This window comes from Agrobacterium sp. H141 (genome assembly GCF_057158725.1).
Genome location: NZ_CM169893.1, coordinates 3,730,109 through 3,745,151, shown reverse-complemented (window position 1 = coordinate 3,745,151; position 15,043 = coordinate 3,730,109). Strand labels below are relative to the sequence as shown.

The window sequence follows — 15,043 nt, the reverse complement described above, 5'->3', positions numbered from 1 at the left end:
GAGCGGCATGATGCTACTTCAGAGTCTGGTTATCCTTCCTGCCATCTTGCTGCGCAAATCGTACAGGTCACGTCCGAAAGCTTGCAGCATGAATATACTGTCCAGAGCGTCCCCCGTTACCAGCACTCGTTTGATTTTCGGAATACCCGTCTACGACCTGAGCTGGCAATGTGCCCTGTCGATGATCGGCACCTTCGCCGCGCTGCCGATGGGTCAGGCTCAGGTATCGTTTCTCAATGCCAATAATGCCAATATCCTGCATCGCGATCAGAAATATCGCGACATCCTGCGTGAGCATGTGGTGCTGCCGGATGGGTTTGGCATGGATATCGCGTCTCTCGCGCTGAACGGTCGTGCCTTCACGGCAAACCTGAACGGCACCGATTTCGTGCCGGCATTGCTCACCTATCTGTCAAAGCCCATGCGCATTGGCCTGATCGGCGGGCGCGCGGATGTTCTGGACGCAGCGACGGAGAGCTTTCGACGCCACGCGCCCTGGCATGAATTCATCCCTGTATCCGATGGCTATTTCGAAAAGACCGATCAGGCGTCCACGATCGACAGGCTCTCGGATCTGAAGCTCGATGTGCTCATCGTCGGCATGGGCACGCCACTGCAGGAGAACTGGATTCACGCCAATATCACCGCAGAGCATGCGCGGCTGGTCCTGGGGGTTGGAGCGCTCTTCGATTTTGTCTCTGGCCATGTTGCGCGCGCGCCGTTGTGGGTGCGTCGCTTGCGCTGTGAATGGGCCTTCAGATTGGTCAACGAACCGGCACGATTGTGGCGTCGCTATATTGTCGGCATACCGGTTTTCCTCTGGCGCGTGTTTCGCTATCGCAAACAGGCGCGAAGCGGCCAAATTTGACGGTGAACCCGTCACACGCGAGCCGGCGAATGTCGGCCCGACCAGACTGACCGCCCACCACGAACGCTCTCCTTGCTGTCGATGACACGCCAAGCGCCGCCTGCGGAATAGCCGGGGTCGTACCTGCGGCAGCCTATGCATTGCCTCTTGCAATTGAATGACCGTCACCATAGAGCGGAGGCGGGCTCGCCGGCCCCGGCCGGACACGCCCATTTATGGACTGTATTTGCGCGCGGGGAGAAGGCATGACCGAAATCATCGATGGCAAGCAGGTGGCTGCCTCCGTAATCGAGAAGGCAAAGGCGGCTTCGGCGGATCTTGAGGCATCCACCGGCGTCAAGTCCGGTCTGGCCGTCATTATCGTCGGCGATGACCCCGCAAGCCATGCCTATGTCGGCTCCAAGGGCCGCATGGCCAAGGAATGCGGCTTCCATTCGATCCAGCATACGCTGCCTGCAGAGACGCCGCAGGACGAGCTGATGGCCCTTGTTGCCTCGCTCAACGCCGATCCGGCGATCCATGGCATTCTCGTGCAGTTGCCACTGCCCAAGCATCTGGATTCCGAGGCTGTCACCCAGGCCATTCTACCCGAAAAGGATGTCGACGGCCTGCATGTCGTCAATGCCGGCAAGATCGCAACAGGCGATCTCGACACCGGTCTTCTGTCGTGCACGCCGGCGGGCTCCATGGTGCTGGTCAGGTCCATCCACGGTGCCGATCTGTCGGGCCTCAATGCCCTGGTCATCGGCCGTTCCAATCTCTTCGGCAAGCCGATGGCGCTGCTGCTTCTGGCCGCCAACGCAACCGTGACGGTCGCCCATTCCCGCACCGGCGATATCGCCGCGCTCGCCCGCAATGCCGATATTCTCGTGGCAGCGGTCGGCCGCCCGCAAATGGTCAAGGCCGATTGGGTCAAGCCCGGCGCCACCATCATCGATGTCGGCATCAACCGTATTCCCGCACCGGAAAAGGGCGAGGGCAAGACCCGCCTGGTCGGCGATGTCGCCTATGACGAATGCGCAGCCGTTGCGGGCGCCATTACGCCGGTTCCAGGTGGCGTCGGCCCCATGACCATCGCCATGCTGATGGCCAATACCGTGATCGCTGCCCACCGGGCGGCGGGTAAGGCAGCGCCGAAATTCTGATTTGGGGGAGGGGCCGTCTCAGTCGGGTGCCGGCCCCGTGGACGCACGAACGACCAGATCCGCCTTCCATAACTCATGATCCGGCGGTGCCGTTTCCGCCGGATTGATCATGGCGATCAACCTTTGCGCAATCCGGATGCCGGCGGCGCGCAGCGACGAGCGCGTGGTGGTCAACGGTACGGTGAAGTTCTCCGGCTTGAGCGTTGGCAACACGTCGTCATGGGCGATCAGCGAGATATCCCGCCCAAGCTTCAGTCCTGCCACATTGATGGCCCTCACGGCACCCAGCGCAAGCACGGTACTGGAGCAGAGAACGGCGGTTGGCGGCTTGTCCTGGGCCAGCAGTTCCGCCATGCATTGTGATCCGGCTTCGTCCGTCATTTCTCGATGATAGATATGGTTTTGCGGCATCGTCAGCCCATGCTCGGCAAGTGCCGCGATCATGCCTTTCTTGCGCCGGATGGCAAAGTCCAGATCCTCAGGCCCGTTCAGCAGCGCGAACCGCTTGTGGCCAAGGTCCAGCAACATCTTGGTCGCGTCGTAGAACGCAGCCTGGTTATCCACGTCCAGATAGGCAAAATCGCTCTCGATCCCGGTCGAACGGCCATGGACGATAAAGGGCACGCCCAGCGATTGGGCCAGCGGAATGCGCGAATCGTTGTTTCTGAGATAGGCCAGATAATAGCCGTCGACATTGCCGCTGGAGACCATCCAGCGGATTGCCTGTTCCTCGTCATGGGGATGTGCCGGCGTGATGACGAAATGAAAATCGTGTCTGATGGCCTCTTCGGCAAGCCCGGCCTGGAATTCGCCGAAATGCACATCCGAGTAACGACCGGGGTCGATCGGCATCACCACGCCGATAGAGCCGGAACGCCCGGTCGCCAATCGTTGCGCGGCCCGATTCGGTCTGTAGCCCGTGTCGCGTGCAGCCTGCGCCACGCGTTCGCGCGTTGCCGCACTCACCTCCGGATACCCGTTGAGTGCACGGCTGATCGTTGTCTGGGACAAGCCCAGCAACTGCGATAATTCTTTCAGATTCACCTGCCTGCTCCTCCCGGCCGTCCGCCGCAATCTGACAAGACGTCCAAAGCGGACCGATTATTGAACAATCTGGCGCGATGAAACAATGCCGAAACTGTGCTTTTCAGTACGCCGGAACAATGCGTCCGCAATAAGCGTTTGGAAAGGTTGAGGTGTCGGTGATGTCATGGCGCGTCTTTGACAAACTTCTTGACTCAGTCAACCATTGGCGGAATGACTGTGTCGGTCAAAGCGCTTTGGCTCGCTGTCTTTCATAGGCGTCTTCGAGCTGATAGTATGGTCTAATCCTGGGAGGGACATTATATGAAAAGCAAATTACTCATGAGCGTCGCAGCTTTCGCGCTGCTGACCAATATCGCCGGCGCGGCTGAACTCAAGTTCAAGCCCGGCGAAGATTCCAAGTTTCATTGGGACAGCTATGAAGAGCTGAAGAAGACCGATCTGAAGGGCGAACAGCTCACCATCTTCGGTCCGTGGCTTGGTCCCGACCAGGCGCTTGTCGAGAGCGTCTTGGCCTATTTTGCCGAAGCGACCGGCGCAGACGTGCGCTACACGGGTTCTGACAGTTTCGAGCAGCAGGTCGTCGTCGATCTCGAAGCCGGTTCTGCCCCCAATATTTCCATCTTCCCGCAGCCGGGCCTGGCATCCGACATGGCCAAGCGTGGCTTCCTGACGCCGCTTGGCAAGGAAACATCCGACTGGCTGGTTGAAAACTATGCCGCCGGCCAGTCCTGGGCCGATCTCGGCACCTATACCGGCAAGGATGGCGAAAAGGCCTTCTACGGTTTCCCCTTCAAGGCCGACGTCAAGTCGCTCGTCTGGTATGTGCCTGAAAACTTCGAGGATGCCGGCTATGAAGTGCCGCAGTCCATGGAAGAGCTGAAGGCGCTCACCGAAAAGATCGTCGCCGATGGCGGCACGCCCTGGTGCATCGGTCTGGGATCGGGCGCGGCCACCGGCTGGCCGGCCACCGACTGGGTCGAAGACATGATGCTGCGCACCACCACGCCGGAGAACTACGACAAGTGGGTCTCCAACGAGATGAAGTTCAACGATCCGATCGTTATCAACGCGATCAATGACTTCGGCTGGTTCGCCAAGAACGACAAATTCGTCGCCGGCGGCGCAGGCGCAGTCGCCTCCACCGACTTCCGCGACAGCCCCAAGGGCCTCTTCGATTCGCCGCCCCAGTGCTACATGCACCATCAGGCCTCCTTCATTCCGGCCTTCTTCCCGGAAGATGTGGTCGTGGGTGAAGATGCCGACTTCTTCTACTTCCCGGCCTATGCCGACAAGGATCTCGGCAAGCCGGTCCTGGGTGCCGGCACCACCTTCACCATCACCAAGGACAGCAAGGCCGCCGAAGCCTTCATCAAGTTCCTGGAAACCCCGATCGCGCATGAGATCTGGATGGCCCAGAAGGGCTTCCTGACCCCTTACAAGGGCGTCAACCCGGATGTCTTTACCGATCCGACGGTGCGCAAGATGAACGAGATCCTGCTCAACGCCACCACCTTCCGCTTTGACGGTTCCGACCTGATGCCGGGTGCCATTGGCGCCGGCGCATTCTGGACCGGTATGGTCGACTATGTGGGCGGCAAGTCCGCAGAACAGGTCGCCGATACCATTCAGAAGGCCTGGGACGGCCTCAAGAAGTAAGTCTTGCAAGCCTCGACAGATTTCTCCTGCCCGACAGTTTTCGGTCGGGCAGGAGACAAGACAATAAGTCGTCACTAACGACACTTCGGTATCTCGCGGGAGGGCACCATGAATCCGGCAATTCAGGCTGTGATCACCATCGTCATCGGCGTTGGCGGTTGTCTCGGCTACTTCTATTTGTCGAATGTCTTTCTCGACAAGGTCCTGTTTCCGGCCAAGGGCCCGCATGCCGGGCGCAATATCAACCGCGCCAATATGATCCGGCCCTGGCTGTTCCTCTTCCCCGCCATTTTCGCTCTCGGCCTTTACCTTGCCTATCCGGTTGTCGCCACCATCTGGCTGTCGCTGACGACCCGCAACGGCACGTTCATCGGCCTTTCCAATTACACCCGCATGGCCTCCGAGCCCAAGTTCTGGGAAGCGGTCAGCAACAATCTGCTCTGGCTGGTCATTGTGCCGGCGGCCTCCACTGCCTTCGGTCTGCTGGCCGCCCAGCTGACCGACCGCATCCGCTGGGGCAGCATCGCCAAGTCGCTGATCTTCATGCCCATGGCAATTTCCTTTGTCGGCGCATCGGTGATCTTCAAGCTCGTCTACGATGCCCGTCCCGCCAATCAGGACCAGATCGGCATTCTCAATGCCATGTGGCTGTCCTTCGATGGCGGCATTGGCTCCATCATCGTGCTGCGCGTGGTCCCGACGCTGCTGCTCCTCGCCTTTGCAGCCTTCGTCGCCTATGCCATTTTCAATCTCATCTGGCCGCTTGTCTCGCGCCGACCGCATCAGCCGCACACGCCGGTCTGGATGATGGGCCTTCGCGCCATCGCCTCGCTCATCGGCCTGTGGCTCATTTTCCTGTCGGCGCGCTCCATCATCGCCTTGTTCTTTGTCGACTATCCCTATGGCGAGCCGCAGAACTGGCTGACGATCCTGTTCTGGAACAATTTCTTCCTCATGGTCGTGCTGATCTGGATCCAGACCGGCTTTGCCATGGTCATCCTGTCGGCGGCCATTCGCGGCATTCCGGAAGAGACGATCGAGGCCGCCGTCATCGATGGCGCCAATCCGTTCCAGATCTTTTTCAAGATCAAGGTGCCGCAGATCATGGGAACCGTGGTCGTTGTCTGGACCACCATCACTCTGGTCGTTCTGAAGATCTTCGACATCGTCTTTGCCATGACCAACGGCCAGTGGCAGACGCAGGTTCTGGCCAATTACATGTATTCCAAGCTGTTCGTTGCCGGCGACTGGGGCGTGGGCTCCGCCGCCGCCATCGTCATCATGCTGCTGGTGCTGCCGATCCTCGTGTGGAACGTCTACAGCGCCCGCAAGGAAATGCGATGAGGGAGGGCTAAGCCATGGCAACGATCGCAGGAAAGAAATCCGGTCTCGTCTGGGCGGTTCACATCTCCGTCGTGGTGCTGGTCATTTTGTGGCTGACCCCAACGCTCGGGCTGTTTATCTCCTCCTTCCGCACCTCCGACCAGATCGCCTCGAGCGGCTGGTGGGACGCGCTCTTTCCCCAGCAGCAGAATATGATGCTGCGCACAGCCGAGCCCGACAAGCAGAAGCAGGACGGCAATGTCTTCGTCATCGAAGGCAATCTCTTCGTCGACAACAAGGAGAATGCCAAGGCCGACATTTCGGCCTGGGGCACGTCCTCGCTGAAGATTTCCGAATACAATCCGGGCGACACCGCCGATATGGGCAAGGACGGTCGTCTGACCGTTCAGGACAACGGCGACTACCGGCTGGAAAACACCACCGAATTCAAGGGCAGTCGGGGCGAGCGCGTGTTTCTGACGGCCTCCGCTCCGCCCAAGTTCACGCTCGACAATTATCGTCATGTGCTGTTTTCCGGAAACAGCACCGACTCCATGGCCAAGGCCTTTTTCAACACGCTGACGGTCACCATTCCCGCCACCATCATTCCCATTGTCGTGGCAGCATTTGCCGCCTACGCCCTGGCCTGGATGCGCTTTCCGGGGCGTGCCCTTTTGATCGCGGCGGTCGTCGCCCTGCTGGTCGTGCCGCTGCAGCTGGCGCTCATTCCGCTGCTGCGCCTTCATCTGGAAATCGGCATCGGCAAGGGCTATCTCGGTGTCTGGCTCGCCCATACCGGCTTCGGCCTGCCGCTCGCCATCTATCTGCTGCGCAATTACATGGTCGGTCTGCCGCGCGACATCATCGAATGTGCCAAGGTCGATGGCGCAACCGACTTCCAGATCTTCACCCGTATCGTGCTGCCCCTGTCCTTTCCGGCGCTCGCATCCTTCGCCATCTTCCAGTTCCTGTGGACCTGGAACGATCTGCTTGTCGCCAAGGTCTTCCTCATCGATGCGACCGGCGACACGACGGTGATGACGAACCAGATTGTCGAGCTTTTGGGAACGCGCGGCGGCAACTGGGAAATTCTGGCCACGGCCGCCTTTGTTTCCATGGCCGTTCCACTCGCCGTCTTCTTCGCCATGCAGCGCTATCTTGTCCGCGGTCTTCTGGCCGGCTCGGTCAAGGGTGGCTGATGGCAAACTGAACAGACTAGGATTTTAGAGAATGAATGCAGTTTCCCCAACCGTTGGTGCCGTCGATAAGGATTGGTGGCGTGGCGCGGTCATCTACCAGATCTATCCGCGCTCCTATCAGGACAGCAACGGCGACGGCATCGGCGACCTCAAGGGCATCACCGCCCGCCTTCCGCATATTGCCGAGCTTGGTGCCGATGCAATCTGGATTTCGCCCTTCTTCACCTCGCCGATGAAGGACTTCGGCTACGACGTCTCCGATTATTGCGATGTCGATCCCATGTTCGGCGCTCTGTCCGATTTCGATATGCTCATTGCCGAGGCCCACCGGCTGGGCATCAAGATCATGATCGATCTGGTCATGTCGCACACCTCGGACCAGCATCCCTGGTTTGTCGAAAGCCGCTCAAGCCATAACAACGCCAAGGCTGACTGGTATGTCTGGGCCGATTGCAAGCCCGACGGCACGCCGCCCAACAACTGGCTGTCGATCTTCGGCGGTTCCGGCTGGCACTGGGATGCGACCCGCATGCAGTATTACCTGCACAACTTCCTGACCTCCCAGCCGGACCTCAACCTCCACAATCCCGAGGTTCAGGACGCCCTGCTGGATTCTGTGCGCTTCTGGCTGCAGCGCGGGGTCGACGGTTTCCGTCTCGACACCATCAACTTCTACTTCCACGACAAGCAATTGCGCGACAATCCGGCTCTGGCACCGGAGCGGCGCAATGCCTCCACGGCACCGGCGGTGAACCCCTATAATTTCCAGGAACACATCTACGACAAGAACCGGCCGGAGAATATCGCCTTCCTCAAGCGCTTCCGCGCCGTGCTGGAAGAGTTTCCCGCCATCGCTGCCGTCGGTGAAGTCGGGGACAGCCAGCGTGGCCTTGAGATCGTCGGGGAATACACCTCCGGCGATGACAAGATGCATATGTGCTACGCCTTCGAATTCCTGGCGCCCGAACCACTGACGCCGCAGCGTGTCGTCGATGTCGATCGCGAATTCTCGGAAGCGGCCCCGGAAGGCTGGGCCTGCTGGGCCTTTTCCAACCACGATGTCGTGCGCCATGTCAGCCGCTGGGGGCAGGATGTCGTTGACCGCGACGCCTTTGCCAAGCTGCTCTCGGCCATTTTGATGACCCAGCGCGGTTCCGTCTGCATCTATCAGGGCGAGGAACTGGGGCTCACCGAAGCAGAGATCGCCTTCGAGGATCTGCAGGACCCCTATGGCATCCAGTTCTGGCCGGAATTCAAGGGTCGCGACGGTTGCCGCACGCCCATGGTCTGGGATAGCCGCGCGGTCGATGCCGGCTTCTCCACCGCCGAGAAGCCCTGGCTGCCGATACCGGTCGAGCATGTGTTGAAGGCTGTCGATACCCAGCACGGCAAGGACGCGTCGGTGCTCGAACAATATCGCCGTTTCCTCGCATTCCGCCGCGCGCATCCAGCCTTCGCCAAGGGTACCATCGCCTTCATGCCCGTTCAGGGCCATGTGTTGAGCTACACCCGCACGCTCGGCAACGAGACCGTGCTTTGCATGTTCAACATGTCGGCAGAGGAGACATCTGCCGATATTCCGGACGGCGACTGGTCAGCGCTTTCCGGTCACGGATTTACTGCGAAACAAGAGAACAACAAGATCAAGCTTCCGGCCTGGAGCGCCTATTTCGCGCGCCACGCCTGAGAGGGAGGAAGACAATGACGGGCCTCGTACTGAAAGACATCCGCAAGTCCTATGGACAGGTGAAGGTCATTCACGGCATCGACCTGGAGATCCAGCAGGGCGAGTTCATCGTCTTCGTTGGCCCGTCGGGCTGTGGCAAGTCCACGCTGCTGCGCATGATCGCAGGCCTTGAGGATATCACCGGCGGCGAGATGTGGATCGACGGGATCCAGGTCAATGACGTGCCGCCCTCCAAGCGCGGCATCGCCATGGTCTTCCAGTCCTATGCGCTCTACCCGCATATGACGGTCTATGACAACATGGCCTTCGGCATGCGGATTGCCGGAGAGAGCAAGGAAGAGATCGACCGCCGTGTCACCTCGGCAGCCTCCATCCTTCAGCTCGAGCCCTATCTCGACCGTCTGCCCAAGGCCCTGTCCGGCGGTCAGCGCCAGCGCGTGGCCATTGGCCGTGCCATCTGCCGCGACCCCAAGGTCTTCCTCTTCGACGAGCCGCTCTCCAACCTGGACGCGGCTCTACGCGTTGCCACCCGTATCGAGATCGCCAAGCTCAACGAGCAGATGGCCGACACCACGATGATCTATGTGACCCATGACCAGGTGGAGGCCATGACGCTGGCGGATCGCATCGTGGTGTTGTCGGCTGGCCGCATCGAACAGGTCGGCCCGCCGCTCGAACTCTATGAGCGTCCCGCCAACCTGTTCGTGGCGCAGTTCATCGGCTCACCGGCCATGAACATCATGCCGGGCAAGATCGAGGAGACCGGCGACAACACCGTCATCAGTCTTCGCGACGGCAGCCGTGTGACGGTTCACATTCCAACGCAGGCGGCAGAGAAGGGCAAGACCGCAAGCTTCGGCGTGCGCCCCGAAGACCTGTCCATGACGACGGGAGACACGTATCTGTTCGAAGGCAAGGTCTCGATTGCCGAGCAGTTGGGCGAAGTCACTCTTCTCTATGTCGAAGGGCCTGTCGAAGACGAGCCGGTGGTCATCAAGCTGCCGGGCGTGGTCGATGTCAGCAAGGGCGAGACGCTGCGTTTTGTCGCCGATCCTGAGAAGCTTCATCTGTTCGATGACAACGGGCGTACCTATTTGGGACGCTGAAGTCGCTTTTGGTTCTTTGTTAACCACGATGACTGCCGTTACGTCAGCCTATCAATAGTTGTGAGTGGAATCTCACTTTCTGTTAAGTCTCGGCCGTTATTCTGCGCCTGTGTTGATAACAAGAAGCAGGTAAGAAATGTCCGCAGCACCAAGAACCACTTATCTTCAGCGGGAGGAATCCTTCATGTACGACCGGGAAGCCCGGTTCCCCATGGAGGATACGATGAACGCGGCACGCATCGAATATACGGAGAAGGGTGTGATGCATATGGCATCGCGCCGGGCAGATGTCCTTCGTATTTCCATGAGCGGTGCCATTCTGGGAATGCTCACGCAGTATAATCTTCCCCAGCAGTTTTATCTCGATATTCCAGACGCCCGTATTTCCAAGGTCGGCTGCCTGTTGATGAAGACCTATACCAACAATACCGTCGAGGTCCGCTTTCTCCGTTTGATGACGCAGAAGGAACTGGATCGTATCTTCATCTTCTCCACGCATCCTGCCCACAAGGACAAGGTGCTCGACGTCCGCTCCTGGTAAGCGAAACATGACTGACGAGGCGAGCCCGGTTGCGGCTCGCCTGATCCGTCAACGGCATGTCGACCCAATTGGGTCTGAGACGACGCCTTCTTTCTCTGGACATTTTTCCGCCGACAGCCAATCCTTCTCCGATACTGGACAAGGAGAATTTTGCATGTCGGAATACAAGGTCGCCATCGTCACTGCCGGCGGCAGTGGTATGGGTGCAGCAGCAGCCAGGAAGCTGGCAGCGGAAGGGTTCAAGGTCGCAATTCTGTCGTCCTCCGGCAAGGGCGAGGCATTGGCCGGCGAATTGGGCGGCATCGGCGTGACCGGTTCCAACCAGTCGAATGATGACCTCAAGCGCCTGGTCGACATGACCATGAAGACATGGGGCAGGGTGGATGTTCTGGTCAACAGCGCCGGTCATGGTCCCAAGAAGCCGGTCCTCGAGCTGTCCGACGACGACTGGCACACCGGCATGGATGTCTATCTCATGAATGCCATCCGCCCCTCGCGTCTGGTCGCCCCGATCATGGTCGAGCAGAAGCGTGGCGCCATCATCAATATTTCCACCGCCTGGGCCTTCGAGCCGAGCGCCATGTTCCCGACCTCGGGTGTCTTTCGCGCCGGCCTTGCCGCCTTCACCAAACTTTTTGCCGACCGCTATGCTGCCGACAATGTGCGCATGAACAATGTGCTGCCCGGCTGGATAGACAGCCTTCCCATGAGCGAAGAGCGCCGCGATTCTGTTCCCATGAAGCGATACGGTTCGGCCGACGAAATTGCCGCCACGATTGCCTTCCTGGCGTCGGAGGGTGCCGGCTATATCACCGGGCAGAATATTCGTGTCGATGGCGGCCTCATGCGGTCTGTTTAGGATAACCTAAACAATTCAGCAGCTTCGCCTTGCCAAATACGCCAATAATACCCGTTATGGTGGTGCCGCGTTACCGCCAAATTTCCATGCGATGATATTTTATCGGACGCGTAAACCTTCTGGTTACCAAGTTTCTTCAGAGTTTGCCTGTCCGGTATTTCTTATCTGCATTAAGCCTGTGGGGGCTGAAGGGATTGGGTGACCGGATGAACACGAGCTGTGAGGCTTCCCTGGAAGCCACCGGCAGATTTTTGTGTCTGGTAACGAGTAATAGTATGGCGTCCTCGACAGAGTACAAGCGCAACGGTTCAGCCGTTGCCGAAGCGACTGCAATTCGACCGAAGAACAGACATGGAGCGAGAGGCGCGGGCCTGATTGGCGCGGGTCTGGCGGCTGTTCTGGTGGTCGGCGGCGGGGTCAGCGCCTTTTCGGCCCTGCGCACCACGCCGGGTCTGGGCAGCGACGATGACGCGGGCATCCAGATTGCGCTATTCGATCCGGATGCCGATGCAAAGGATGCAGACAAGCATCAGAGAGTGCGCCGTCACTATTCCGCAGATTCGCGTGAAGCCTTCAACGAGCGCATGATCAGTGCCATCACGGCCATGGACGATCCGATCGTCGCGGTGCTTCCGGGCTCGCTCGATTACGCAGCCGTCGACAAGTCGCAACGGCTGGAGCGTCCAAGTGCGCTGGAAGATGAGAGCAAGGTTGCCCTTCTGCGCGATGCGCTGACGAACTCGGTCAAGCAGCGTGCCGTCCGTCTGGCGCTGGCCGAGGAACTGTCGAGCCAGCGCAAGGAATACAAGCGCCAGCTTCAGGTCCTGGCATCGGCCCAGACCGACGCCGACGACGTGACCACCGGCGCGATTGCACCCGGCGCAGCGCTGGCCTATGCCTCTGCTCCGAGCGCCCGCGAGGCGCTGGCCGAGGCCAATGATCCTTTTGCCGATGTTCTGTCCGGTCAGGATGAGGCCGAAGCGGGTATCCTGCTTCCCGATGACGATATTCCGCTGCCGACATTCCGCCCGGAATTGCCCTCGATTGCCAAGACCACCATCGAGCCACCGGCCATCAAGCAACAGCCGAAGACCGCCTATGCCAAGCCGGACAAGCCGGAGAAGAAGACCCTGTTCTCCTGGTTCGGCGGCGGCAGCAAGGATCTGCCCGGACCGGGCAGCAAGATCGCCATCTATGATATCACCAATCAGGTGGTGATCATGCCCAATGGCGAGAGGCTGGAAGCCCATTCCGGTCGCGGTCCGACCAAGGACACGCCGAAATATGTGCATGTCAGCGGCCGTGGCTCCACACCGCCCAATGTCTATTCGCTGCGCATGCGTGAATCGCTGTTCCACGGCGTGGAAGCCATCCGCATGACACCGGTCGGCGATGCCAAGATGTATGGCCGCAACGGCTTCCTCACCCATTCTTACCTTCGCCGCATCCCCGGCGATTCCGCAGGCTGCATTGCCTTTGCCGATTACAAGAAGTTCCTGAACGCCTTCAAGCGCGGGCAGGTCAACAAGATCATCGTGGTGCCGAGCATGAAGGAACTTCCCGCCTATATGGCCATGCTCTGACGGAAGGCGGCACGCTCCTCGCCGATCGTTGAAACGCCCCGTGGCCGAAGCCGGCACGGGGCGTTTTCCATTGGTGAGTTCGGTCCGGTTCGCCTCAGGCGCCGGTCACCCTCCAGATGGCATTGCCGACATCGTCGGCAACCAGCAGCGACCCGTCCGGACCGATGGTAACGCCCACGGGGCGGCCATAGGAATACTTCTCGTCGTCGGAGAGGAAGCCATTGAGGATGATGCGCGGTTCGCCGGATGGCTTGCCGTTTTCGAACGGCACGAAGATCACCCGGTAGCCGGCAAGCGTGGAGCGGTTCCACGAGCCGTGCTGGCCAATGACCATGCCACCCTGATCGAAGCCGGGAAGCGTGCCGGCCGGCATCCAGCAAAGACCGAGCGATGCGGTATGACCGCCCAGCGCATAATCCGGGCGGATGGCCTTGGCGACCATGGCCGGATCCTGCGGGACGCGATCGTCGACCGTCTGGCCCCAGTAGCAATAAGGCCAGCCATAGAAGCCGCCATCGACCACCGATGTCATGTAATCCGGCGGTGTTTCGTCGCCGATACCGTCACGCTCGTTGACCACGGTCCACAGCACATCGGTGGAGGGCTCGAAGGCGAGGCCCACAGGGTTGCGCAGGCCCGATGCGAAGATGCGGTTTTCGCCGGTCTGGCGGTCATGCACATGGATGGCAGCCCGGCCTTCCTCGGCCTCCAAGCCGTTGTCGCCGATGTTGGAGAGCGAACCGACGCCGACATAGAGATAGCGGCCGTCCTTGCTGGGCAGGATCGAGCGGGTCCAGTGGCCGGCCGGCTTGTAGTCGGCAAGCTTGCGGCCCTCGCCCTCCAGCTTGGTTGCGCCCGCGACATAGGGAAAGGCCACCAGCGCATCGGTATTGCCGATATAGAGTGTGTCATCGAGCATCGCCATGCCGAAGGGGTGGTGCAGCTTGTCCCGGTAGACGGTCTGCACCTCGGCGACACCATCGCCATCGGCATCGCGCAGCAGCGTGATGCGATTGGCGCTTTCGCCAAGGGCCGCCGCGCGCCGCATGGTCGCCTGCATGGCGTAGTCGAAGGGCGACTTTGGCTTGTCCGACAGTCCCAGCGCCTCCGATACCAGTACATCGCCATTGGGCAGCACATGCATCCAGCGCGGATGTTTGAGCCCCATGGCCAGCGCATTGACCTTGAGACCGGTGGCGGCGACCGGAAGCCGGCCATTCTCCCAGCCCTTGGCCGTCGGCATTTTCAGGGTCGGCAACGGGCCTTGGGACTTGGCCTCGGGAATGATGGGCGCACCGCCGATGGCCGGCACCTCCGCCGGCTTGTTGAAGCGCCGGATTACGATCATCGCCGCGCCGATCAAGGCGACGAGGCGGGCATATAGCTCGGACATTCAGTTCTCCTCTTGTATTCGTGGCCGGCACCTTAGCCGAACACGGTGACGGTTGGAATTCACCGCGCCGGCTTTTCCCGGCTGCTGTGCGCGCCAAAAAACCACGCGTCAAAACCCCGGCCGGGCCGAAACCCTCCGCTTGATGAGAACTCAATCATGCCATCCATGTCGATGGCGGACGGGGCGCCGGAAGCTGCCGTGATTGAGTAGGTTAAAAATGGCACCTTTCGGCGCCCCGTTCGGCGGTTTTTGCAAGAGGCATCTTCGGTGGGCGCTGACATCGGCTCAACCCGATGCCTCGTCCGGCAGATCTGGCGCGTGTCAGACGCCCTGCCGGGTTTTAAAGGACGACGGTGTTGCACCCGCCGCCAAGGCTCCCACGCCTCAAGCCCCTGATGGATGGAGATTGCGTCCCTCTCAACCCACAAGCGCCGGCTCCACCTCGCTGACACGCCTGTCAGGGTATCCGCGGCGGAACACTGTCATTATCGCACAGGTTTGGAGGGTGTGGATAAATTGAGCATGGTTTCGTTGAAAACATTGGGAAATCGGCGTTTTTCTTCCACAGTTTCCGCAGGTTTTCAGGGGCGCGCAATGTCGGCATCGCCGGCGCGGCGCTGCGCCAGGCAGAAGGCA

General features: G+C 60.1%; 12 protein-coding genes. 10 read left to right on the top strand and 2 right to left on the bottom strand.

Annotation, left to right across the window (positions count from 1 at the left end; all coding sequences use genetic code 11):
• Positions 1 to 88: 88 nt before the first annotated feature.
• Both ACWPM9_RS17585 and folD read left to right on the top strand, forming a co-directional pair.
• Positions 89 to 868 (top strand): WecB/TagA/CpsF family glycosyltransferase, encoded by a 780-nt coding sequence (locus ACWPM9_RS17585; RefSeq protein WP_484756000.1) that lies wholly within the window; start codon positions 89 to 91, stop codon positions 866 to 868.
• Between the two features lie 245 nt (positions 869 to 1,113).
• Positions 1,114 to 2,013, top strand: coding sequence for a bifunctional methylenetetrahydrofolate dehydrogenase/methenyltetrahydrofolate cyclohydrolase FolD (folD, locus tag ACWPM9_RS17580; RefSeq protein ID WP_484755999.1), 900 nt, complete (start codon positions 1,114 to 1,116; stop codon positions 2,011 to 2,013).
• Between the two features lie 18 nt (positions 2,014 to 2,031).
• On the opposite strand, the gene ACWPM9_RS17575 is transcribed toward folD, so the two are convergent.
• Positions 2,032 to 3,057, bottom strand: a complete 1,026-nt coding sequence (locus tag ACWPM9_RS17575; RefSeq protein WP_484755998.1) for a LacI family DNA-binding transcriptional regulator — start codon at positions 3,055 to 3,057, stop codon at positions 2,032 to 2,034.
• A gap of 303 nt (positions 3,058 to 3,360) precedes the next feature.
• On the opposite strand from ACWPM9_RS17575, the gene ACWPM9_RS17570 reads away from it, so the two are divergent.
• From ACWPM9_RS17570 to ACWPM9_RS17535, 8 genes are all read left to right on the top strand, one after another.
• Complete coding sequence (locus tag ACWPM9_RS17570) at positions 3,361 to 4,716, top strand: ABC transporter substrate-binding protein (RefSeq protein ID WP_428185932.1); 1,356 nt, start codon at positions 3,361 to 3,363, stop codon at positions 4,714 to 4,716.
• A gap of 108 nt (positions 4,717 to 4,824) precedes the next feature.
• Entirely contained in the window at positions 4,825 to 6,060 is a 1,236-nt protein-coding gene (locus ACWPM9_RS17565) for a carbohydrate ABC transporter permease (RefSeq protein WP_428185931.1), read from the top strand.
• 14 nt (positions 6,061 to 6,074) lie between these two features.
• The gene (locus ACWPM9_RS17560) at positions 6,075 to 7,238 is read left to right on the top strand and encodes a carbohydrate ABC transporter permease (RefSeq protein ID WP_484755997.1); all 1,164 of its coding nucleotides are present in this window, start codon (positions 6,075 to 6,077) and stop codon (positions 7,236 to 7,238) included.
• A 31-nt stretch (positions 7,239 to 7,269) separates the two neighbouring features.
• The gene (bglA, locus tag ACWPM9_RS17555) at positions 7,270 to 8,925 is read left to right on the top strand and encodes a beta-galactosidase BglA (RefSeq protein WP_484755996.1); all 1,656 of its coding nucleotides are present in this window, start codon (positions 7,270 to 7,272) and stop codon (positions 8,923 to 8,925) included.
• 14 nt (positions 8,926 to 8,939) lie between these two features.
• Positions 8,940 to 10,031, top strand: coding sequence for an ABC transporter ATP-binding protein (locus ACWPM9_RS17550; protein ID WP_428185928.1), 1,092 nt, complete (start codon positions 8,940 to 8,942; stop codon positions 10,029 to 10,031).
• Between the two features lie 184 nt (positions 10,032 to 10,215).
• Positions 10,216 to 10,572, top strand: a complete 357-nt coding sequence (locus ACWPM9_RS17545) for a hypothetical protein (RefSeq protein ID WP_428186485.1) — start codon at positions 10,216 to 10,218, stop codon at positions 10,570 to 10,572.
• 154 nt (positions 10,573 to 10,726) lie between these two features.
• A complete protein-coding gene (locus ACWPM9_RS17540; RefSeq protein WP_484755995.1) occupies positions 10,727 to 11,431 on the top strand; it encodes an SDR family oxidoreductase in 705 nt (234 codons plus the stop codon).
• A 275-nt stretch (positions 11,432 to 11,706) separates the two neighbouring features.
• The gene (locus ACWPM9_RS17535) at positions 11,707 to 13,014 is read left to right on the top strand and encodes a DUF2778 domain-containing protein (protein ID WP_484755994.1); all 1,308 of its coding nucleotides are present in this window, start codon (positions 11,707 to 11,709) and stop codon (positions 13,012 to 13,014) included.
• A gap of 94 nt (positions 13,015 to 13,108) precedes the next feature.
• On the opposite strand, the gene ACWPM9_RS17530 is transcribed toward ACWPM9_RS17535, so the two are convergent.
• A complete protein-coding gene (locus ACWPM9_RS17530) occupies positions 13,109 to 14,407 on the bottom strand; it encodes a PQQ-dependent sugar dehydrogenase (protein WP_484755993.1) in 1,299 nt (432 codons plus the stop codon).
• Positions 14,408 to 15,043 lie beyond the last annotated feature (636 nt).